The organism is Sphingomonas sp. Leaf230, from assembly GCF_001421745.1.
GTDB lineage: Bacteria > Pseudomonadota > Alphaproteobacteria > Sphingomonadales > Sphingomonadaceae > Sphingomonas.
In genome coordinates, this window is record NZ_LMKW01000012.1 from 24,875 (window position 1) to 39,578 (window position 14,704).

The window sequence follows — 14,704 nt, forward strand, 5'->3', positions numbered from 1 at the left end:
GCGGCGGTCAGAAGTCCTTGCGCAGCAGCAGCCCGGCATAGCGCTTGTCGTCGCGCGGCACGAACCGCACCGTGCCCGCAAACGTGCCCGCGGTGAGGAACGACGAATAGGACGTGTTCGTCAGGTTCTTCACATACGCGCGCAGCTGCCAGCCGGAGGTATCGCTCAGCACCGCGACGCTCGCGTTCCAGATCGCGTAGGATGGCTGGACCGTGCTCGGCGTCTCGGCGAGCGAATATTGCACCTTGCTGCTGAACGTCACGTCGGTCTGCAACTCAAGCGCCAGCGTGTCGGTCAGCCCGAACTTGTACGCCGCATTCTCGTACAACTTGATCTTCGGCGCATAGGGGAGCGGCTGGCCGTTGATGTTGCAGCTCGTCGGCGCGCCGGTCGGGCAGAGGAAGTTGCGCACCGTCGCGTCGGTATAGGCGGCGGAGATGTCGAGCGTCAGGCCCTTGGTCGGGCGCAAGGTCACATCCGCCTCGACCCCGCGCGAGCGGACCGATCCGGCGTTGATCAGCCGGCTGACCTGCGCCCCCGCGACGACGTCGTTGAAGCTCGCCTGATACCCGTCGAAATTGGTCGTGAACGCCGCCAGACTGTAGCTCAGCGCACGGTTCGCAGTGCTGCCCTTCAGCCCGATCTCATAGGAATTGGACGTCTCCGGGCTCAACGGCACTTCGTCGAGCGGCGTCGTCGCGTTGAGCGAGCGCATGTTGAAATACACGTTGTACGCCGGGCCCTTATAGCCGTGCGAATAGGTGAAATAGGTCTGCGCATGCTCGCCGAGATCGTACTGGAGCCCGAGGCGATAGCTGTCGCCGCGCTTGTCGATCCCGCCGGTCGCGTTGTGATAGGCGCGAACGCCGGGCCGATCGAGCGCCGCCGCGCCGGTGTTGAGCGGATCCGCGGTCGACGTGCGGACGTGGTAGAAATCCAGGCTGTCCCAGGTCGAGCGATAGCCCGCGATACCGCGGAATTTCGGCGTGAAATTGACGTTGGCCTCACCGAACAGCGCGTAATTGTCGTTGGTGATGCCGTAGTTTGCAACGCCCGTGGTCGTCGTTTGCGCGCCGCCGGCCGCGAGCGACGTCAGCGTGCGCTGATACTGCTCGTCGGTCGTCGCGTGCAAATAATAGGCGCCGATGACGTAGTCGATGAGGCCACCCTTGGGCGACGTCAGCCGCAGTTCCTCGGAGAATTGCTTGGTGTTGACGCTGCCCGCATCCTGGCCCGACGGAAACGCGGTCGAGAGCGCGGCGACGCTGTCGTAATCCTGGCGCTGGTTGTTCAGCCATTGCCGCCAACCGGTGATCGAGGTGATGTGATAGTCGCCGAGCGCGAGTTCGCCGGTGAACGACCCGCCGTAATTCTCGTCCTTCACGTCGGTGATCGAGTTGTTGTTGGTCCGGCGATTGCTCGGCCCCGCGACGATCCCGCTAGCGCCCAGCGCGGCGGCGAGGTCGGGTGAATTGGTGACGACACCGGTCGGATAGGCGGTGCGGCTGGTGGCGGCATAGACGCTGGTCGGGGTGGTATCGTGCGAGTTGAGATAGTCGCCGATGATCGTGAACTTCAGGTCGTCCGACGGCGTGACGACCAGCTTGCCGCGCGCGCCATAGCGTCGATAGCCGTTGACGTCCTGGTTGCGCGCGACGTTGCGGACGTTGCCCTTATAGTCGTCGTACAGCCCGCCGATCAGCGCCTGCACCTTGCCGGGGACGAGCGCGCCCGAGATGCCGGCCTTGATCCGGTATTCCTCGTCGGAGGTGATGCCGGCCTCGCCGAACGCGCGGAACTCGTCGGTCGGGTTGCGCGTGACGATGTTGACCACGCCTGCCGAGGCGTTCTTGCCGAACAACGTACCCTGCGGTCCGCGCAACACCTCGATCCGCTCGACTTCGCCGAGGTCGAGCGTCGACTGGCCGGGTCGGGTGAGGACGACGCCGTCGAGCACGGTCGACACCGATGGCTCGACGCCGGGCGAGGTCGTGATCGTGCCGACGCCGCGGATGAAAATCGTGCGATCCTTATTCGACGCGCCGCTGCGGAAACCGACCGAGGGGATCGTCGCGGCGATGTTCTCGACCGTGTTCAACTGGCGCTCGGCGAGCGACTGGCCGCTGACAGCGGTGATCGCGATCGGCACCGACTGGAGCGTCTCGTTGCGGTAGCGCGCGGTGACGATCACCTCGTCGCTCTGCGCCGCCGGGGCGGGCGTGGTGGTCGGCGCAGTCACCGGTGTCGTCGCGGGAATATCCTGCGCAGTCGCTGGAGTGGCGAGCGCGACGAGTGCGGTGCCGGCGAACAACGCGACATGGCGCCGCTGGATGCGTGGGTCGATCATGGGTTCCCTCCCCGAAATTGATGCCGCCTTGTAAATCCCATTCGCGTGACGGGTATAAAGAACGATATGCAGGTGCGTCGTATCAGCTTTAGCGCGCCTCGATCGGTCGCAGCGTCGGCAGCAGCAGCTGGATCCATCCGACCGCGAGCAGGTACGAGACGCTCGCGAAGAGGAACAGCGGGAGATACCCGAGCCCTGCGGTGAGTACGAGCCCCGCGACCTTGGCGATCACCATGCCGCCGACATTGCCGCTGAACGATCCGAATGCGGTCACGCGACCGAGCTTGTCCTGTGGCACGACGTCGGCGATCAGCGCGAAGAGATTGGTCGAGAATGCCTGATGTGCGGCGAGCGTCAGTGCCATGAGCCCGATCGTGATCGCGTAATTGCCTGCGTAGAGCACCAGCGGGATCGGCAGCACGCACAGCGCGGCGACCAACAAGATGCCTTTGCGTACCGCATTGACGCTGTAGCCGAGGCTCAGCAGCCGCGTCGAAACACCACCGCCGAGCAACGACCCGATCGCCGCGCCACCATAGGCAATCGCGAGCGGGATGCCGAGCGCGACGCCGGTCAGCCCATATTGCCGGTGGAAGAAGTCGGGCAGCCAGAACAGCAACAGCCACCACGTCGCGTCCGAAAGGATTTTCGCGCCCGCGACTGCCCAGGTCTGGCGGTTGCGGAGGATCGGTCCGTACTCGGTGAGCGGCGTGGCGCCCGTTTCGACCGGCATCTCGACCGGCTGGGGCGGGGAGAAGCGCACGCGCCGCGTCGCGATCAGCCAGACTGCAGCCCAGATAAGCCCCAGCGCACCTGCCGCCACGAACGTGCCCCGCCAGCCGACCAGGAGCGCGACGCCGGGAATCGCGAGCGGCGCCAGGATCGCACCGATGCTGTTGGCGGCATTGGTCGCGCCGAACCCGCTCGACCGCCAGTTCCTAGGCAGCACCGACGCGATCGTCTTGATCCCGGTCGGCGTCCCCATCGCCTCGGTCGCGCCGAGGCTGACGCGGATCATCACGAATTCGGTCATCGACCGCGCCCAGCCATGTGCCATCGCCGCGATGCTCCACGCCGCGACGCCGATCGGGTTCGCCCATTTGACGCCGAGCTTGTCCACTATCCAGCCGGTGAACAGGAACGCGAACGCCGCGCCGCCCTGGAACCACGCGGCGAGCGTGCCGTAGTCGTCATCACTCCAGCCGAGGTCGGTGGCGATGATCGGCTTCAGGACGGAGATGATCTGGCGGTCGACGAGGTTGAGGATGCCGGCGGTGACGACGAGCGCGAACAACAGCGCGCGGGCGCGGGCGCTGAGTTGCGCGACGGTCCTGGTAGGCTTGGTCATACGCGCTTAGCATGGACGAGGTGCGCGCGGTGGCCAGCCAGTTTCTCTTCGCCGAGCCGGTTATTTGGTTGCAGGGGGTGGGGCTCACTCCGGATTGGCTTGGCAGCCATCTCCTTCGAGCACCCTTGTTTCCCCGCCAAGGCGGGGATCCAGACTGGGCTCCCGCCTTCGCGGGAGAACAAGGAAGGGGACGGGGAAAGGGCATCGCCAACCCAATGCCACCCCGGCGGAGGCCGGGGCCCAATTGGAACGTCCCCAGTAACGACAGACCTTCCTACGTTACTACCGTCCCCCAATTGGGCCCCGGCCTTCGCCGGGGTGGTCGATTGTTGGAGGGGTCGAGTTGCTCAGATCACCAAAGGCCCATGCGCGATCCGCGGCAACACATGCCGCGCAAACAGATCCGCCTCAGCCGCATGCGGATAACCAGAGAGAATAAACGCATCGATCCCCTCCGCCCGGTACGCATTCAGCTTAGCCAGTACCTGATCCGGATCGCCGACGATCGCCGCGCCGCAGCCCGAGCGGGCCCGTCCGATCCCGGTCCACAGGTTAGCCTCGGCATACCCATCGTCCGATCCTTCGCGCAGCTCGGCCTGACGCCGCACGCCAGCCGATTGCGAATCCAGCGAGCGCTCCCGAATCGCGCGACCCTCGGCATCGTCGAGCTTCGAGAGAAGCCGGTCGGCGGCAGCACGGGCTTCCGCCTCAGTCTCGCGCACGACGACATGCACTCGGTATCCGAACCGCAAAGTCCGACCGTGCTTTGCCGCCCGCGACCGTAGATCCGCAACGATCGCGCGGACCGCATCCATCGTATCCGGCCACATCAAATACACGTCGGCATTGGTCGCCGCCGCATCGCGCGCCGCTTCCGACAGCCCCCCAAAATACAGCGCCGGACACGTCCCCGACACCGTCGTAACCCGAGGCGGATCGACCTTCAACTTCCAGAACTCGCCATCATGATCGAGCGGCTTGCCATCGAGCAACGTCCGCAAGATATGCATCGCCTCGACCGTGCGCGCATACCGCGGTGCGCTCTCCAGTTTCTCGCCCGGCAGGTCGCTGGAGATGATGTTGATTGCCAGCCGCCCGCCGAGCATCCGGTCGATCGTCGCGATTTGCCTGGCGAGTTGCGGCGGCCAGCTCTCACCGATCCGCACCGCCATCAGCAGCCGGAGCCGCTTCAGCATCGGCGCGATCCCCGCCGCGAACGCGGTCGTGTCGATCCCCAGCGCATAGCCCGACGGCAGCAGGATATTGTCATAGCCCGCGGTTTCGGCCTGCATGACGATGTCGCGACAATGCTCCCAGTTCGATTTCAGCGCTTCGTCGGGCACGCCGAGAAACTCGTAGTCGTCGTCGCACAGCGCGGAGAACCAGCTGATTTCGCAAGGGGGCAAAACGGTCATGGCAGATTCTCACCCATCCCGGCTTGCAGCACCGCATACCATTCGGGACGCGTCCACTCGACCTTGTACGCGTCCGCCGACGCCGCGATCCGCGCCGGGGTCTGCGACCCGACGATCGGAATGATCCGCGCGGGATGCGCCATGATCCACGCCAGCGTCGCGGTTGCAGCATCGACGCCGTAGCGCGCGCCATGCTCGGCCAGCAGCTTGGCCGCCGGATGATCGCCCTGCGCCAGCCGCCCGCCCCCGAGCGGCGACCACGCCATCACCGCGACATCGAGCCGTATCGCCTGGTCGAGCGTCCCGTCGAACAGCGGCGCAGTCCGCAGCGGCGAGAACTCGGGCTGCGTGCTGACGATCGGCTGGCCCAGGAAAGCCTGCAACGCGTCGAACTCGTCCACGCTGTAGTTCGACACGCCGATGCTGCGGATCTTGCCCGCCTCGACCATCCGCGTCAGCGTTTCGGCCACCTCGTGCGGATGCGTAAGGAAATCGCGACGGTGGATCTGATACAGGTCGACCTGCTCGACGCCGATCCGCGTCAGCGACGCCTCGAGCGCATCGGCTAGATACGTCGCGCTCGAATTATACGGGATGCCGGGACGGATGCCCGCCTTGGTTGCGATCACCATTTTCGCACGCAATGACCGGTCTTCGGCCAGCGCACGCCCGAACAGCGCCTCCGCCGAACCGAACCCGGCGGGCACGTCGCAGCCATAGATGTCGGCGGTGTCGAAGAAGTTGATCCCCGCCCCCAAGGCTGCCTCGATCATGGCGTGGACCGGCGCGACCTCTCCGGCCAGCCGCCACATGCCCCAGGCTATCGGCGAAACAAGGATTTCGCTCTTGCCGAGCGGGCGGAGGTCGTTGGAAAGGCGGATCGTCGTCATGCAGGCGGCCATGGCATAGGGAATGACAGCTTGGTAGCCACGATCAGATACGGCGTCGTCGGAACGGGCATGATGGGCGTCGAACACCTTCGCAACCTGGCGATCCTGCCGGGCGCGGAGATCGTCGCGATCGCCGATCCGGTCGCGACCTCGATCGACTGGGCGACGGATGCACTGGGCGAAGCCCTCGGCGACCGTGCCGCCAATGTCGCGCGGTTCGACAGCGTCGAGGCGTTCGCGAAGAGCGCCGACGTCGACGCGATCATCATCGCCTCGCCCAACAACACGCACCGCGACGTGCTCGAGCGGCTGTTCGACATGAACGCCGCGATCCTCTGCGAAAAGCCGCTGGCGACGACGATCGAGGACGCCCGCTGGATGGTCGAGCGCGCCGCCACTCACGCAAAGCCGTTCTGGACCGGGATGGAGTATCGCTTCATGCCCCCCGCCGCCGCCTTCATCGAGCAGGTTCACTCAGGACGCGTCGGTCGGCTCCAAATGCTCTCGATCCGCGAACACCGCTTTCCGTTCCTCCCCAAGGTCGGCGATTGGAACCGCTTCTCGGCCAATACCGGCGGCACGATGGTCGAGAAATGCTGCCACTTCTTCGACCTGATGCGACTGATCGTCGGCTCGGAAGCGGTCCGCGTATATTGCTCGGGCGCAATGGACGTGAACCATCTCGACGAACGCTATGACGGCCAGCGGCCCGACATCATCGACAACAGTTTCACGACCGTCGACTTCGCCAACGGCGTGCGCGCAATGCTCGACCTCAGCATGTTCGCCGACGGTGCCGAGAACCAGGAGGAAATGTCCGCCACCGGCGACGCCGCTCGCCTCGACGTGCTGATCCCCGCAGGCGAACTGGTCTACTCCCCCCGCGTCGGTTTCCTGAACCCGAAGCAGGTCGAGCGTACCCACGTTGCCGTAGACCCCGCCGCCAAAGCCGCCGGCTCGCACGAAGGCGCGACCTACTACCAGCACGCTGCGTTCGCTGCAGCGGTCCGCGGGGAGGGGCCGGTCCAAGTCACCGCGGAGGACGGCCTGCGCGCCGTAGCGATCGGCACCGCTGCCGAGATCAGTGCCCGCGAGCACCGCGTCGTGCAAATGACCGAACTGGGGCTATAGGATCTACTCCGACAGACCATCGCCACGCCGAGGAAGACCGTCATGAAATCGCTGGTTTGCGCCGCGCCGGGATCGCTTATGGTCGCCGACCGGCCGATGCCCCGTCGCGAGGAGGGCGACGTCCTGATCAGGATGCGCCGTGCCGGGCTCTGCGGGACGGACTATCACATCTATGCCGGGACGCAGCCTTATCTGTCCTATCCGCGCCTGATCGGCCACGAGCTGGCGGGCGAAGTCGTCGAAGCACCGACCGGCTCCCGCTTCACGCCCGGACAGATCGTCACGGTCAATCCGTACGGGGCCTGCGGTCACTGCATCGCCTGCCGCCGCAACCGACCGAATTGCTGCGTCAACATCGCGGTGCTCGGCGTCCATACCGATGGCGGCATGTGCGAATGGCTTGCCGTTCCCGAGGCATCGGTCGTCGATGCGCAGGGATTGTCGCTGGACCAGGCAGCGATGGTCGAGTTCCTGGCGATCGGCGCGCATGCGGTACAGCGCGCCCAGCCCACACCCGATGCGCGGATATTGGTCACGGGGGCAGGCCCGATCGGTGTCGCCACCGCGCTGTTCGCCCGGATCATGGGCGTCGCGTCGGTCACTTTCCTCGATACGCGTGCAACCCGGCTCGCGTTCGTTCGTGATCAACTGGGTTTCGAGACCATCGTGGTCGCCGACGGCGGCACGACCGAGGCTCTTCGCGCAATGAGCGATGGCGACATGTTCGATGTCGTGTTCGACGCCACCGGCAACATCCACGCGATGCGCGGCGGCCTGATGCACGTGGCGCACGGCGGCACCTATGTCCTGGTCGGACTGTGCAAGGACGATCTGATCTTTTCCGATCCGGAATTCCACAAGCGCGAGACGACGTTGCTCGCCAGCCGGAACGCGCTGTCGAGCGATTTCGACCACGTCATCGCAAGCATCCGCGACGGCTCGATCCCGACTTCGGTCCTGCAGACGCACGCGTTGACGCTGGAGGACGCACCACGGCGCGTTCCAGCCTTGATCGCCGAAGCGGACAGCGTGATGAAGGCGATCATCTCGATCTAGCCTGGCCATGCTTCGAGAGGCATGGTTTCGATCGATCCGGAGCGCGAGAGGAAGTGCCGATCTCCCCGAACATGTGCATCGCTTCTCGTCCCGTCGGCGGTACCGGACTGTCCGTGGCCGAACTCGGGTTTGGTTCGGCAACGCTCGGTAATTTGTACGATCCGGTATCCGACGCCGACGCACAGGCCGCCATTGCCGCGGGGCTGGAGGCAGGCCTGCGCTATTTCGATACCGCGCCGCACTATGGTCGCGGCCTGTCCGAGCGACGGCTTGGCGACGGATTGCGCCAGCAGCGCGACGTCACCGTGTCGACCAAGGTTGGTAGGTTGATGATGCCGGACGCGAGCATCGGCGACGACCGCGAACGCGACGGGTTCCGATCGCCGATGCCGTTCCGCATGCACTATGACTATAGCTACGACGGCATCCTGCGCAGCCACGACCACAGCCTACAGCGCCTGGGCCTTGCCCGGATTGACCTGCTCTATGTCCACGACATCGGCCAACGGACCCACGGCGAAGCTGCGGCGCATTATTGGGAACAACTGACGGCCGGCGGCGGCTTGCGGGCGCTCGATCGCTTGCGGACGGAAGGGCTAATCTCGGGCTTCGGCGTGGGCGTCAACGAGATCGCCATATGCCTGGACGTGATGCGCGAGATGCCGATCGACGTGATTTTGCTGGCCGGGCGGTACACGTTGCTGGAGCAGGATGCGCTGGACGTGCTGTTCCCGGCGTGCGCGGAAGCGGGAACGTCGATTGTGATCGGTGGGCCGTATAACAGCGGGATACTCGCGACCGGCACGAAGGCGGGCGGTCCGCTCCATTACGACTATGCCGCCGCACTCGACGGCGTGATTGCGAAAGTCCGCGCGATCGAGGCGGTCGCGGATCGGCATGCGGTTCGCCTGCCCGCCGCGGCGTTGCGCTTCTGCCTTGCCCACCCACGCGTTGCGAGCGTCATTCCCGGACTCGGAAGCGCGCAGCGGGTCGCCGAGACCGTCGACCTCTACTACGAGGTCATTCCCGACGATTTCTGGCTAGAGTTATGCCATCTGAACCTGCTGCGCGAGGATGCCCCGGTGCCTGTCGCCGCACCTTGAGATCAGGCGATCGTCACGTCGCCAGCGCGCGAGCTTTGCCGAGCCCGACCAAGGTCGGTGTCCCCGCAGGGAATGGTCGTCACGGTGACATACAGGAAGAAAATGGTGCTGCCGGTGAGGATTGAACTCACGACCTCAGCCTTACCAAGGATGCGCTCTACCACTGAGCTACGGCAGCACTCGCTGGCATCGCTGCCGGCGGAGTGGGGCTAAGAGACGAGGGCGGGATGATTGTCAAGGCACCGCACCGCAATGTAGGGCATATTTATGGATGATCGGGATCGAAAGGCGGCGGAGAAGGCCGAGCGCATGGCCGCCGCGCTGCGCGAGAACCTGCGGCGCAGGAAGGCGCAGGCGCGCGCCGTCGGGGCGGCGCCTGCGACCAAGGATGATTCCTCTAGTTGACCGCCCTTAAGACAATCGCGCGCATTTGGCGGTGAGCCAGGCGCGATCCGCCGCGTCGGTCATTTCCGGGGTCAGGACCGCCAGCACCTGTGCATGATAGTCGTCGACCCATTGGCGCTCTTCGGACGTCAGCAACGCCGGCTCGATCAGCGTGCGTTCTATCGGGCAGAAGGTGAGCGTCTCGAAGCCCAGCATCTCCCGGTCGGCGCCGGGAATGGCGCGCGGTTCGATCAGGATCAGATTCTCGATGCGGATGCCGTATTCACCCGCCTTGTAATAGCCGGGCTCGTTCGACAGCATCATGCCGGCACGCAGGGGCTCCATCGCCGCGCCGCCGGGATAATTGGGCGAGGCAATCCGCTGCGGACCCTCGTGCACCGCGAGATACGCGCCGATGCCGTGACCGGTGCCGTGCGCGAAATCGAGGCCAGCTTCCCACAGCGGACGGCGCGCGAACGCATCGATCTGGCCACCCATCGTGCCGTCTGGGAACACCGCCGTTGCGATGCCGATATGCCCCTTCAGGACGCGCGTGAAGCGGTCGCGCATCTCTTCGGTCGGTTCGCCGATTGGCATCACGCGCGTCACGTCGGTGGTGCCGTCCGCATACTGGCCGCCGGAATCGATCAGGTAGAGCTGGCCGGGTTCGATCGGCGCGCTCGATTCCTCGGTGACGTGGTAGTGCGGGATCGCACCGTGTGGGCCGGTGGCGGAGATCGTGTCGAACGAGGTGTCCTTGAGGACGCCGGTCTGTTCGCGGAAGGCTAGCAGCTTGGCGGCGGCGCTGAGTTCGGTCTGGCCGCCTTTCACGCATTCGCTCTCGACCCAGCGGAGGAAGCGTGCGAGCGCGGCGCCGTCGCGGGCGGAGGCCGTACGATGCCCGGCGATCTCGACCGGGTTCTTGATGGCCTTGGCGAGGACGACGGGGTCGCGCAGGGGAAGGATCTTCGCGCCGCCGGCCTGCAGCGCCTGGGTGATCGCCGCGACTGCTCGCTCGGGGTCGGCGGCGACGCGCTTGCCGGCATAGGTGGCGAGCGCGGCGGCGAAAGCGGTGCGGTCGTGGAGGCGGACCGCGTTGCCGAGATGCTGGCGGACCGCGTCGTCGAGCTTGTCGGGGGCGACGAACAGGTCGGTCGTGCCGTCCGCGCCGACGATCGCATAGGACAGCGCTACGGGGGTGTGGTCGACGTCGCCGCCGCGGACGTTGAGCGCCCACGCGATCGAATCGAGCGCGGTGAGGATGACCGCGTCGGCGAGGTGCTCGGAGAGCCAGTCGGCGATTTTTGCACGCTTTTCGGCAGACGAGGCGCCGGTGAACTCGTCCGGCTGGACCGTCAGTTTTGCAGGCGAGGGGGCTGGGCGATCGGTCCAGATCGCATCGATCGGGTTGATCTCGACCGCGACCAGCGTCGCGCTGCGGTCTGCTAGGGCGGTGGTGGCGTCGGCGACCCAGGTCCCGGTGTGCAGCCACGGGTCGTAACCGATCCGACCGCCCTCGGGAGCGTATTTGCCGAGCCACGCGGCGGGGTTGGTCTGCGGCACGGGCTCATAGTCCCACTGCGCACCATCGACCTGCTCGCGGACCTGGATCGTGTAGCGACCGTCGGTGAAGATCGCGGCGCGATCGGCGAGGACGACCGCGGTGCCGGCTGAGCCGCCGAAGCCGGTGAGCCAAGCGAGGCGCTGCGCGTAGCCGCCGACATATTCGCTCATGTGTTCATCGGTGAGCGGGATGACGAAACCGTCGAGAGTATCGGCAGTTAGCTGGGCGCGGAGGGCCGCGAGGCGGTCGGCTAAGCGGGCGGTAGGGGTCATCGGTTCGGTCTCTCGTCAAAAGTGAAGTATAGAAAGTGCAGACGCTGGCGAGGTTTCATTACATGCATCTGGCTGGCGTTGCGGACGGGTGCGACGGCATGGATAGGGGCGCGGATCCGCGGTCATGGTCCATGCCAGGCGTTGTGACAGAAAGCCGATGTGTAGGACAGCGGGTGCGGGCGGGTGAGGGAATGCGCTTGCGGCGTTGGCCGGCACTTTCGACCATTTTCCCGAGTTAGGACGTGGCTAGTTGGAGCGGTGATGGCGGAGGACCGCGCTTCGTTACGGTGACCTTTCCAACTGGGCCCCCGCCTCCGCCGGGGTGGTGTTCTTGGCGGCTATCGCGCGGTCCTGCTCCTTGTTCTCCCGCGAAGGCGGGAGCCCAGTCTGGGTCCCCGCCTTCGCGGGGAAACAGGGTTAGGGGCGCCACCAAAGTTTTGTACCACCCCGGCGGAGGCCGGGGCCCAATTGGGGGACGACGGTAACGAGGGATTGCGCGCAGTTACTGCGACCTTTCCAATTGGGCCCCGGCCTTCGCCGGGGTGGTGGTTGTGGCGGGGATCGGTTCCCCCCAACGCCACAGCGTTTGGCATCCTCCCCCCGCACGGCTAACACACCGGCATGACCACGCCCCCCATCGCCGAACAGCGCCCGCACAGCTTCACCACGCATGGCGTGACGATCGAGGATCCCTATGCGTGGCTGAAGGATCCGAACTATCCGGAGGTCGATGACGCCGCCGTGCTCGCGTATCTCGCCGCCGAGAATGTGTATTTCGAAGAGCAGATGGCGCCGCATAAAGCGCTCACCGACACGATCTACGAAGAGATGAAGGCGCGCATCAAGGAGGATGAATCCTCGGTGCCGCAGAAGGATGGCGATTGGCTCTACTGGACCGCGTACGAGACCGGCGGGCAGTACAAGAAATGGTGGCGCAAGCCTGTGGCCGGCGGTGACGACGAGTTGTTGCTCGACGAGCCGGCGCTGGCGGAGGGGCATGAGTATTTCCGGCTCGGGGCGTTCTCGATCAGCAATGACGGGCGCTATCTCGCCTATGCGATCGACGACAATGGGAGCGAGCGGTTCGAGGTTCGGGTCAAGGACCTGGATACCGGCGAGCATCTGCCCGACGTGATCCCGGGGATGCTCAGCGAGATCGTCTGGACCGCGGATGACGCGGGCTTCCTGTACGGGCTGGCGAACGAGCAGTGGCGGACTGACAACGCGCGGTTCCACCGGTTGGGGACGCCGATCTCCGAGGACGTCGTGCTGTTCCACGAGGAAGACGAGGGCTTTCGTGTCGGCGTCGGCGAGACGAGTTCGCGCAAGTGGATCGTGATCGCGACCAGCGATCATGTGACGAGCGAGCTGTATCTGCTGCCTGCGCACGAGCCTTTGGCGGTGCCGATCCTCGTATCGGCGCGGAAGGTGGGCCGCGAATATGATGTCGACGAGCATGACGGGACGCTGTTCATCCATACCAACGACGTCGATCCGAATTTCCGGCTTTGCACCGCGCTGGTCGAGGAGCCGGATGCGTGGAGCGAGCTGATTCCGGCCTCGCCGCATTTCTACATGACGGGCGTGGAGTGCTATCAGGACTTCTTCGTGGTCGATGGGCGCGAGGATGGCTTGGATCAGATCGCGATTCATCGGTACGAGACGTCGACCGAGGGCAAGCGGATCGAGTTCCCCGAGGCGAGCTATGTCGCCGGGCTGGGGGATAATCCCGAGTACGACATGACGGTGTTGCGGCTTGGGTATGAGTCGATGGTCACGCCTGGCACCGTGTATGATTACGACGTCGATACCGGCGAGCGGACGATGCTCAAGGTGCAGGAGATCCCGAGCGGCTATGACGCGGCGAAATACGCGACCGAGCGGCTCAAGATTACCGCGCGGGACGGGACCGAGATTCCGGTCTCGATCGTGTATCCGGCGGGGTTCGTGCGCGACGGGTCTGCGCCGTTGTTCCTCTATGCGTATGGCGCGTACGGCTATGCGATTCCGCCAGGCTTCTCGACCGGGCGGATGAGCTTGCTCGATCGCGGGTTCGCTTATGCGATCGCGCATATCCGGGGTGGCGATGATCTTGGCCAGCAATGGTATCTGGATGGCAAGCTGGAGAAGCGCGCGAACACGTTCAACGATTTCGTCGATGTGGCGAAGGCGCTGGTCGACGCGAAGTGGACGTCGGCAGGGAAAATCGCGATCGCCGGGCGGTCTGCCGGTGGCGAGCTGATGGGGGCAGTGGTCAATTCGGATCCCGAGCTGTGGGGTGCGGTGATCGCGGACGTGCCGTTCGTGGACGTGCTGAACACGATGCTGGACGAGAGTTTGCCGCTGACGCCGGGCGAGTGGCCGGAGTGGGGCAATCCGATCGAGGATGAGGCGGCGTTTAAGCTGATCCAGTCGTATTCGCCGTACGACAACGTGAAGGCGCAGGCTTATCCGCCGATGTTCATTAGCGGTGGGCTCAACGATCCGCGCGTGACCTATTGGGAGCCGGCGAAGTGGGCGGCCAAGCTGCGGTTGATGAAGACCGACGACAATGTGTTGCTGCTCAAGACCAACATGGGCGCGGGGCATGGCGGCAAGTCGGGGCGGTTCGAATCGCTGCGTGAGGGCGCGGAGGAGCACGCGTTCGTGCTGTGGCAGCTGGGCGTCGCGGGGTGAGCCGGTTCACGCTCTCGATCACGGCGCAGGACGCGGATATCGACGAGCTTGGGCATGTGAACAATGCGGTCTGGGTGCAGTGGATCCAGGCCATCGCGACCGCGCATTGGGAGGCTGTGGCGCCGGCCGAGCATAAGCTGGCGTATGTGTGGGTCGTGACGCGGCATGAGATCGATTACCGCGGGAGTGTTGTCGCGGGGGAGACGGTCGTTGGTGAGACCTGGGTCGAGGGGGCGCCGAAGGGGGCTCGGTTCGATCGGCATGTTCGGTTTTTGAGCGATGATGGGCGGGTGAAGCTGGAGGCGGTTACGACCTGGGCTTTGCTGGATCGGGGGACCGGGCGGTTGATGCGGGTGCGCGAGGATGTCGCTGCGCCGTTTTATCCTCCCCGGAACGGGGAGGGGGACCGCGACGCGTAGCGGCGGGGTGGAGGGGGAGTGCCGCAAGCGTTACGGCTGTGTCGGAGCGGTACTGGGCGCTGCGATCGGGTAACGCGAGTCTCACGGCTGGTACTTTTG

At 65.4% G+C, this 14,704-nt stretch carries 12 protein-coding genes and 1 tRNA gene; 6 read left to right on the forward strand and 7 right to left on the reverse strand.

Annotated features, from left to right (window positions below; genetic code table 11):
* Positions 1 to 7 precede the first annotated feature (7 nt).
* From ASE82_RS16060 to ASE82_RS16075, 4 genes are all read right to left on the reverse strand, one after another.
* The gene (locus tag ASE82_RS16060) at positions 8 to 2,347 is read right to left on the reverse strand and encodes a TonB-dependent receptor (protein WP_082441614.1); all 2,340 of its coding nucleotides are present in this window, start codon (positions 2,345 to 2,347) and stop codon (positions 8 to 10) included.
* An 88-nt stretch (positions 2,348 to 2,435) separates the two neighbouring features.
* A complete protein-coding gene (locus ASE82_RS16065; RefSeq protein ID WP_056065570.1) occupies positions 2,436 to 3,695 on the reverse strand; it encodes an MFS transporter in 1,260 nt (419 codons plus the stop codon).
* A gap of 347 nt (positions 3,696 to 4,042) precedes the next feature.
* Positions 4,043 to 5,110, reverse strand: coding sequence for an LLM class flavin-dependent oxidoreductase (locus ASE82_RS16070; RefSeq protein ID WP_056065573.1), 1,068 nt, complete (start codon positions 5,108 to 5,110; stop codon positions 4,043 to 4,045).
* A complete protein-coding gene (locus ASE82_RS16075) occupies positions 5,107 to 6,000 on the reverse strand; it encodes an aldo/keto reductase (protein ID WP_056066039.1) in 894 nt (297 codons plus the stop codon). Before ASE82_RS16075 ends, ASE82_RS16070 begins: the two co-directional genes overlap by 4 nt.
* 42 nt (positions 6,001 to 6,042) lie before the next feature.
* Here ASE82_RS16075 and ASE82_RS16080 point away from each other — a divergent pair, with 42 nt between their 5' ends.
* From ASE82_RS16080 to ASE82_RS16090, 3 genes are all read left to right on the forward strand, one after another.
* Positions 6,043 to 7,131 carry a Gfo/Idh/MocA family protein gene (locus tag ASE82_RS16080; protein WP_056066042.1) on the forward strand — a complete coding sequence of 363 codons (1,089 nt, stop codon included), beginning with the start codon at positions 6,043 to 6,045 and terminating at the stop codon, positions 7,129 to 7,131.
* 42 nt (positions 7,132 to 7,173) lie between these two features.
* Positions 7,174 to 8,187, forward strand: a complete 1,014-nt coding sequence (locus tag ASE82_RS16085) for a zinc-binding alcohol dehydrogenase family protein (RefSeq protein WP_056065576.1) — start codon at positions 7,174 to 7,176, stop codon at positions 8,185 to 8,187.
* 71 nt (positions 8,188 to 8,258) lie between these two features.
* Positions 8,259 to 9,290 carry an aldo/keto reductase gene (locus ASE82_RS16090; RefSeq protein WP_056065580.1) on the forward strand — a complete coding sequence of 344 codons (1,032 nt, stop codon included), beginning with the start codon at positions 8,259 to 8,261 and terminating at the stop codon, positions 9,288 to 9,290.
* A 2-nt stretch (positions 9,291 to 9,292) separates the two neighbouring features.
* Here the strand turns inward: ASE82_RS16090 and ASE82_RS20290 are convergent, their stop codons facing one another.
* Positions 9,293 to 9,421, reverse strand: coding sequence for a hypothetical protein (locus tag ASE82_RS20290; protein WP_268795441.1), 129 nt, complete (start codon positions 9,419 to 9,421; stop codon positions 9,293 to 9,295).
* Positions 9,394 to 9,468, reverse strand: a tRNA-Thr gene (locus ASE82_RS16095). The genes ASE82_RS20290 and ASE82_RS16095 overlap by 28 nt, the downstream gene beginning before the upstream one ends.
* 89 nt (positions 9,469 to 9,557) lie before the next feature.
* Between ASE82_RS16095 and ASE82_RS19890 the strand changes: the two genes are divergently transcribed.
* Entirely contained in the window at positions 9,558 to 9,695 is a 138-nt protein-coding gene (locus ASE82_RS19890) for a hypothetical protein (protein ID WP_165895508.1), read from the forward strand.
* Between the two features lie 6 nt (positions 9,696 to 9,701).
* Here the strand turns inward: ASE82_RS19890 and ASE82_RS16100 are convergent, their stop codons facing one another.
* Positions 9,702 to 11,510, reverse strand: a complete 1,809-nt coding sequence (locus ASE82_RS16100; protein ID WP_056065583.1) for an aminopeptidase P family protein — start codon at positions 11,508 to 11,510, stop codon at positions 9,702 to 9,704.
* 621 nt (positions 11,511 to 12,131) lie between these two features.
* Between ASE82_RS16100 and ASE82_RS16105 the strand changes: the two genes are divergently transcribed.
* Both ASE82_RS16105 and ASE82_RS16110 read left to right on the forward strand, forming a co-directional pair.
* A complete protein-coding gene (locus ASE82_RS16105) occupies positions 12,132 to 14,186 on the forward strand; it encodes a S9 family peptidase (RefSeq protein WP_056065586.1) in 2,055 nt (684 codons plus the stop codon).
* Positions 14,183 to 14,605 (forward strand): acyl-CoA thioesterase, encoded by a 423-nt coding sequence (locus tag ASE82_RS16110; RefSeq protein WP_082441616.1) that lies wholly within the window; start codon positions 14,183 to 14,185, stop codon positions 14,603 to 14,605. Before ASE82_RS16105 ends, ASE82_RS16110 begins: the two co-directional genes overlap by 4 nt.
* Positions 14,606 to 14,704: the final 99 nt, after the last annotated feature.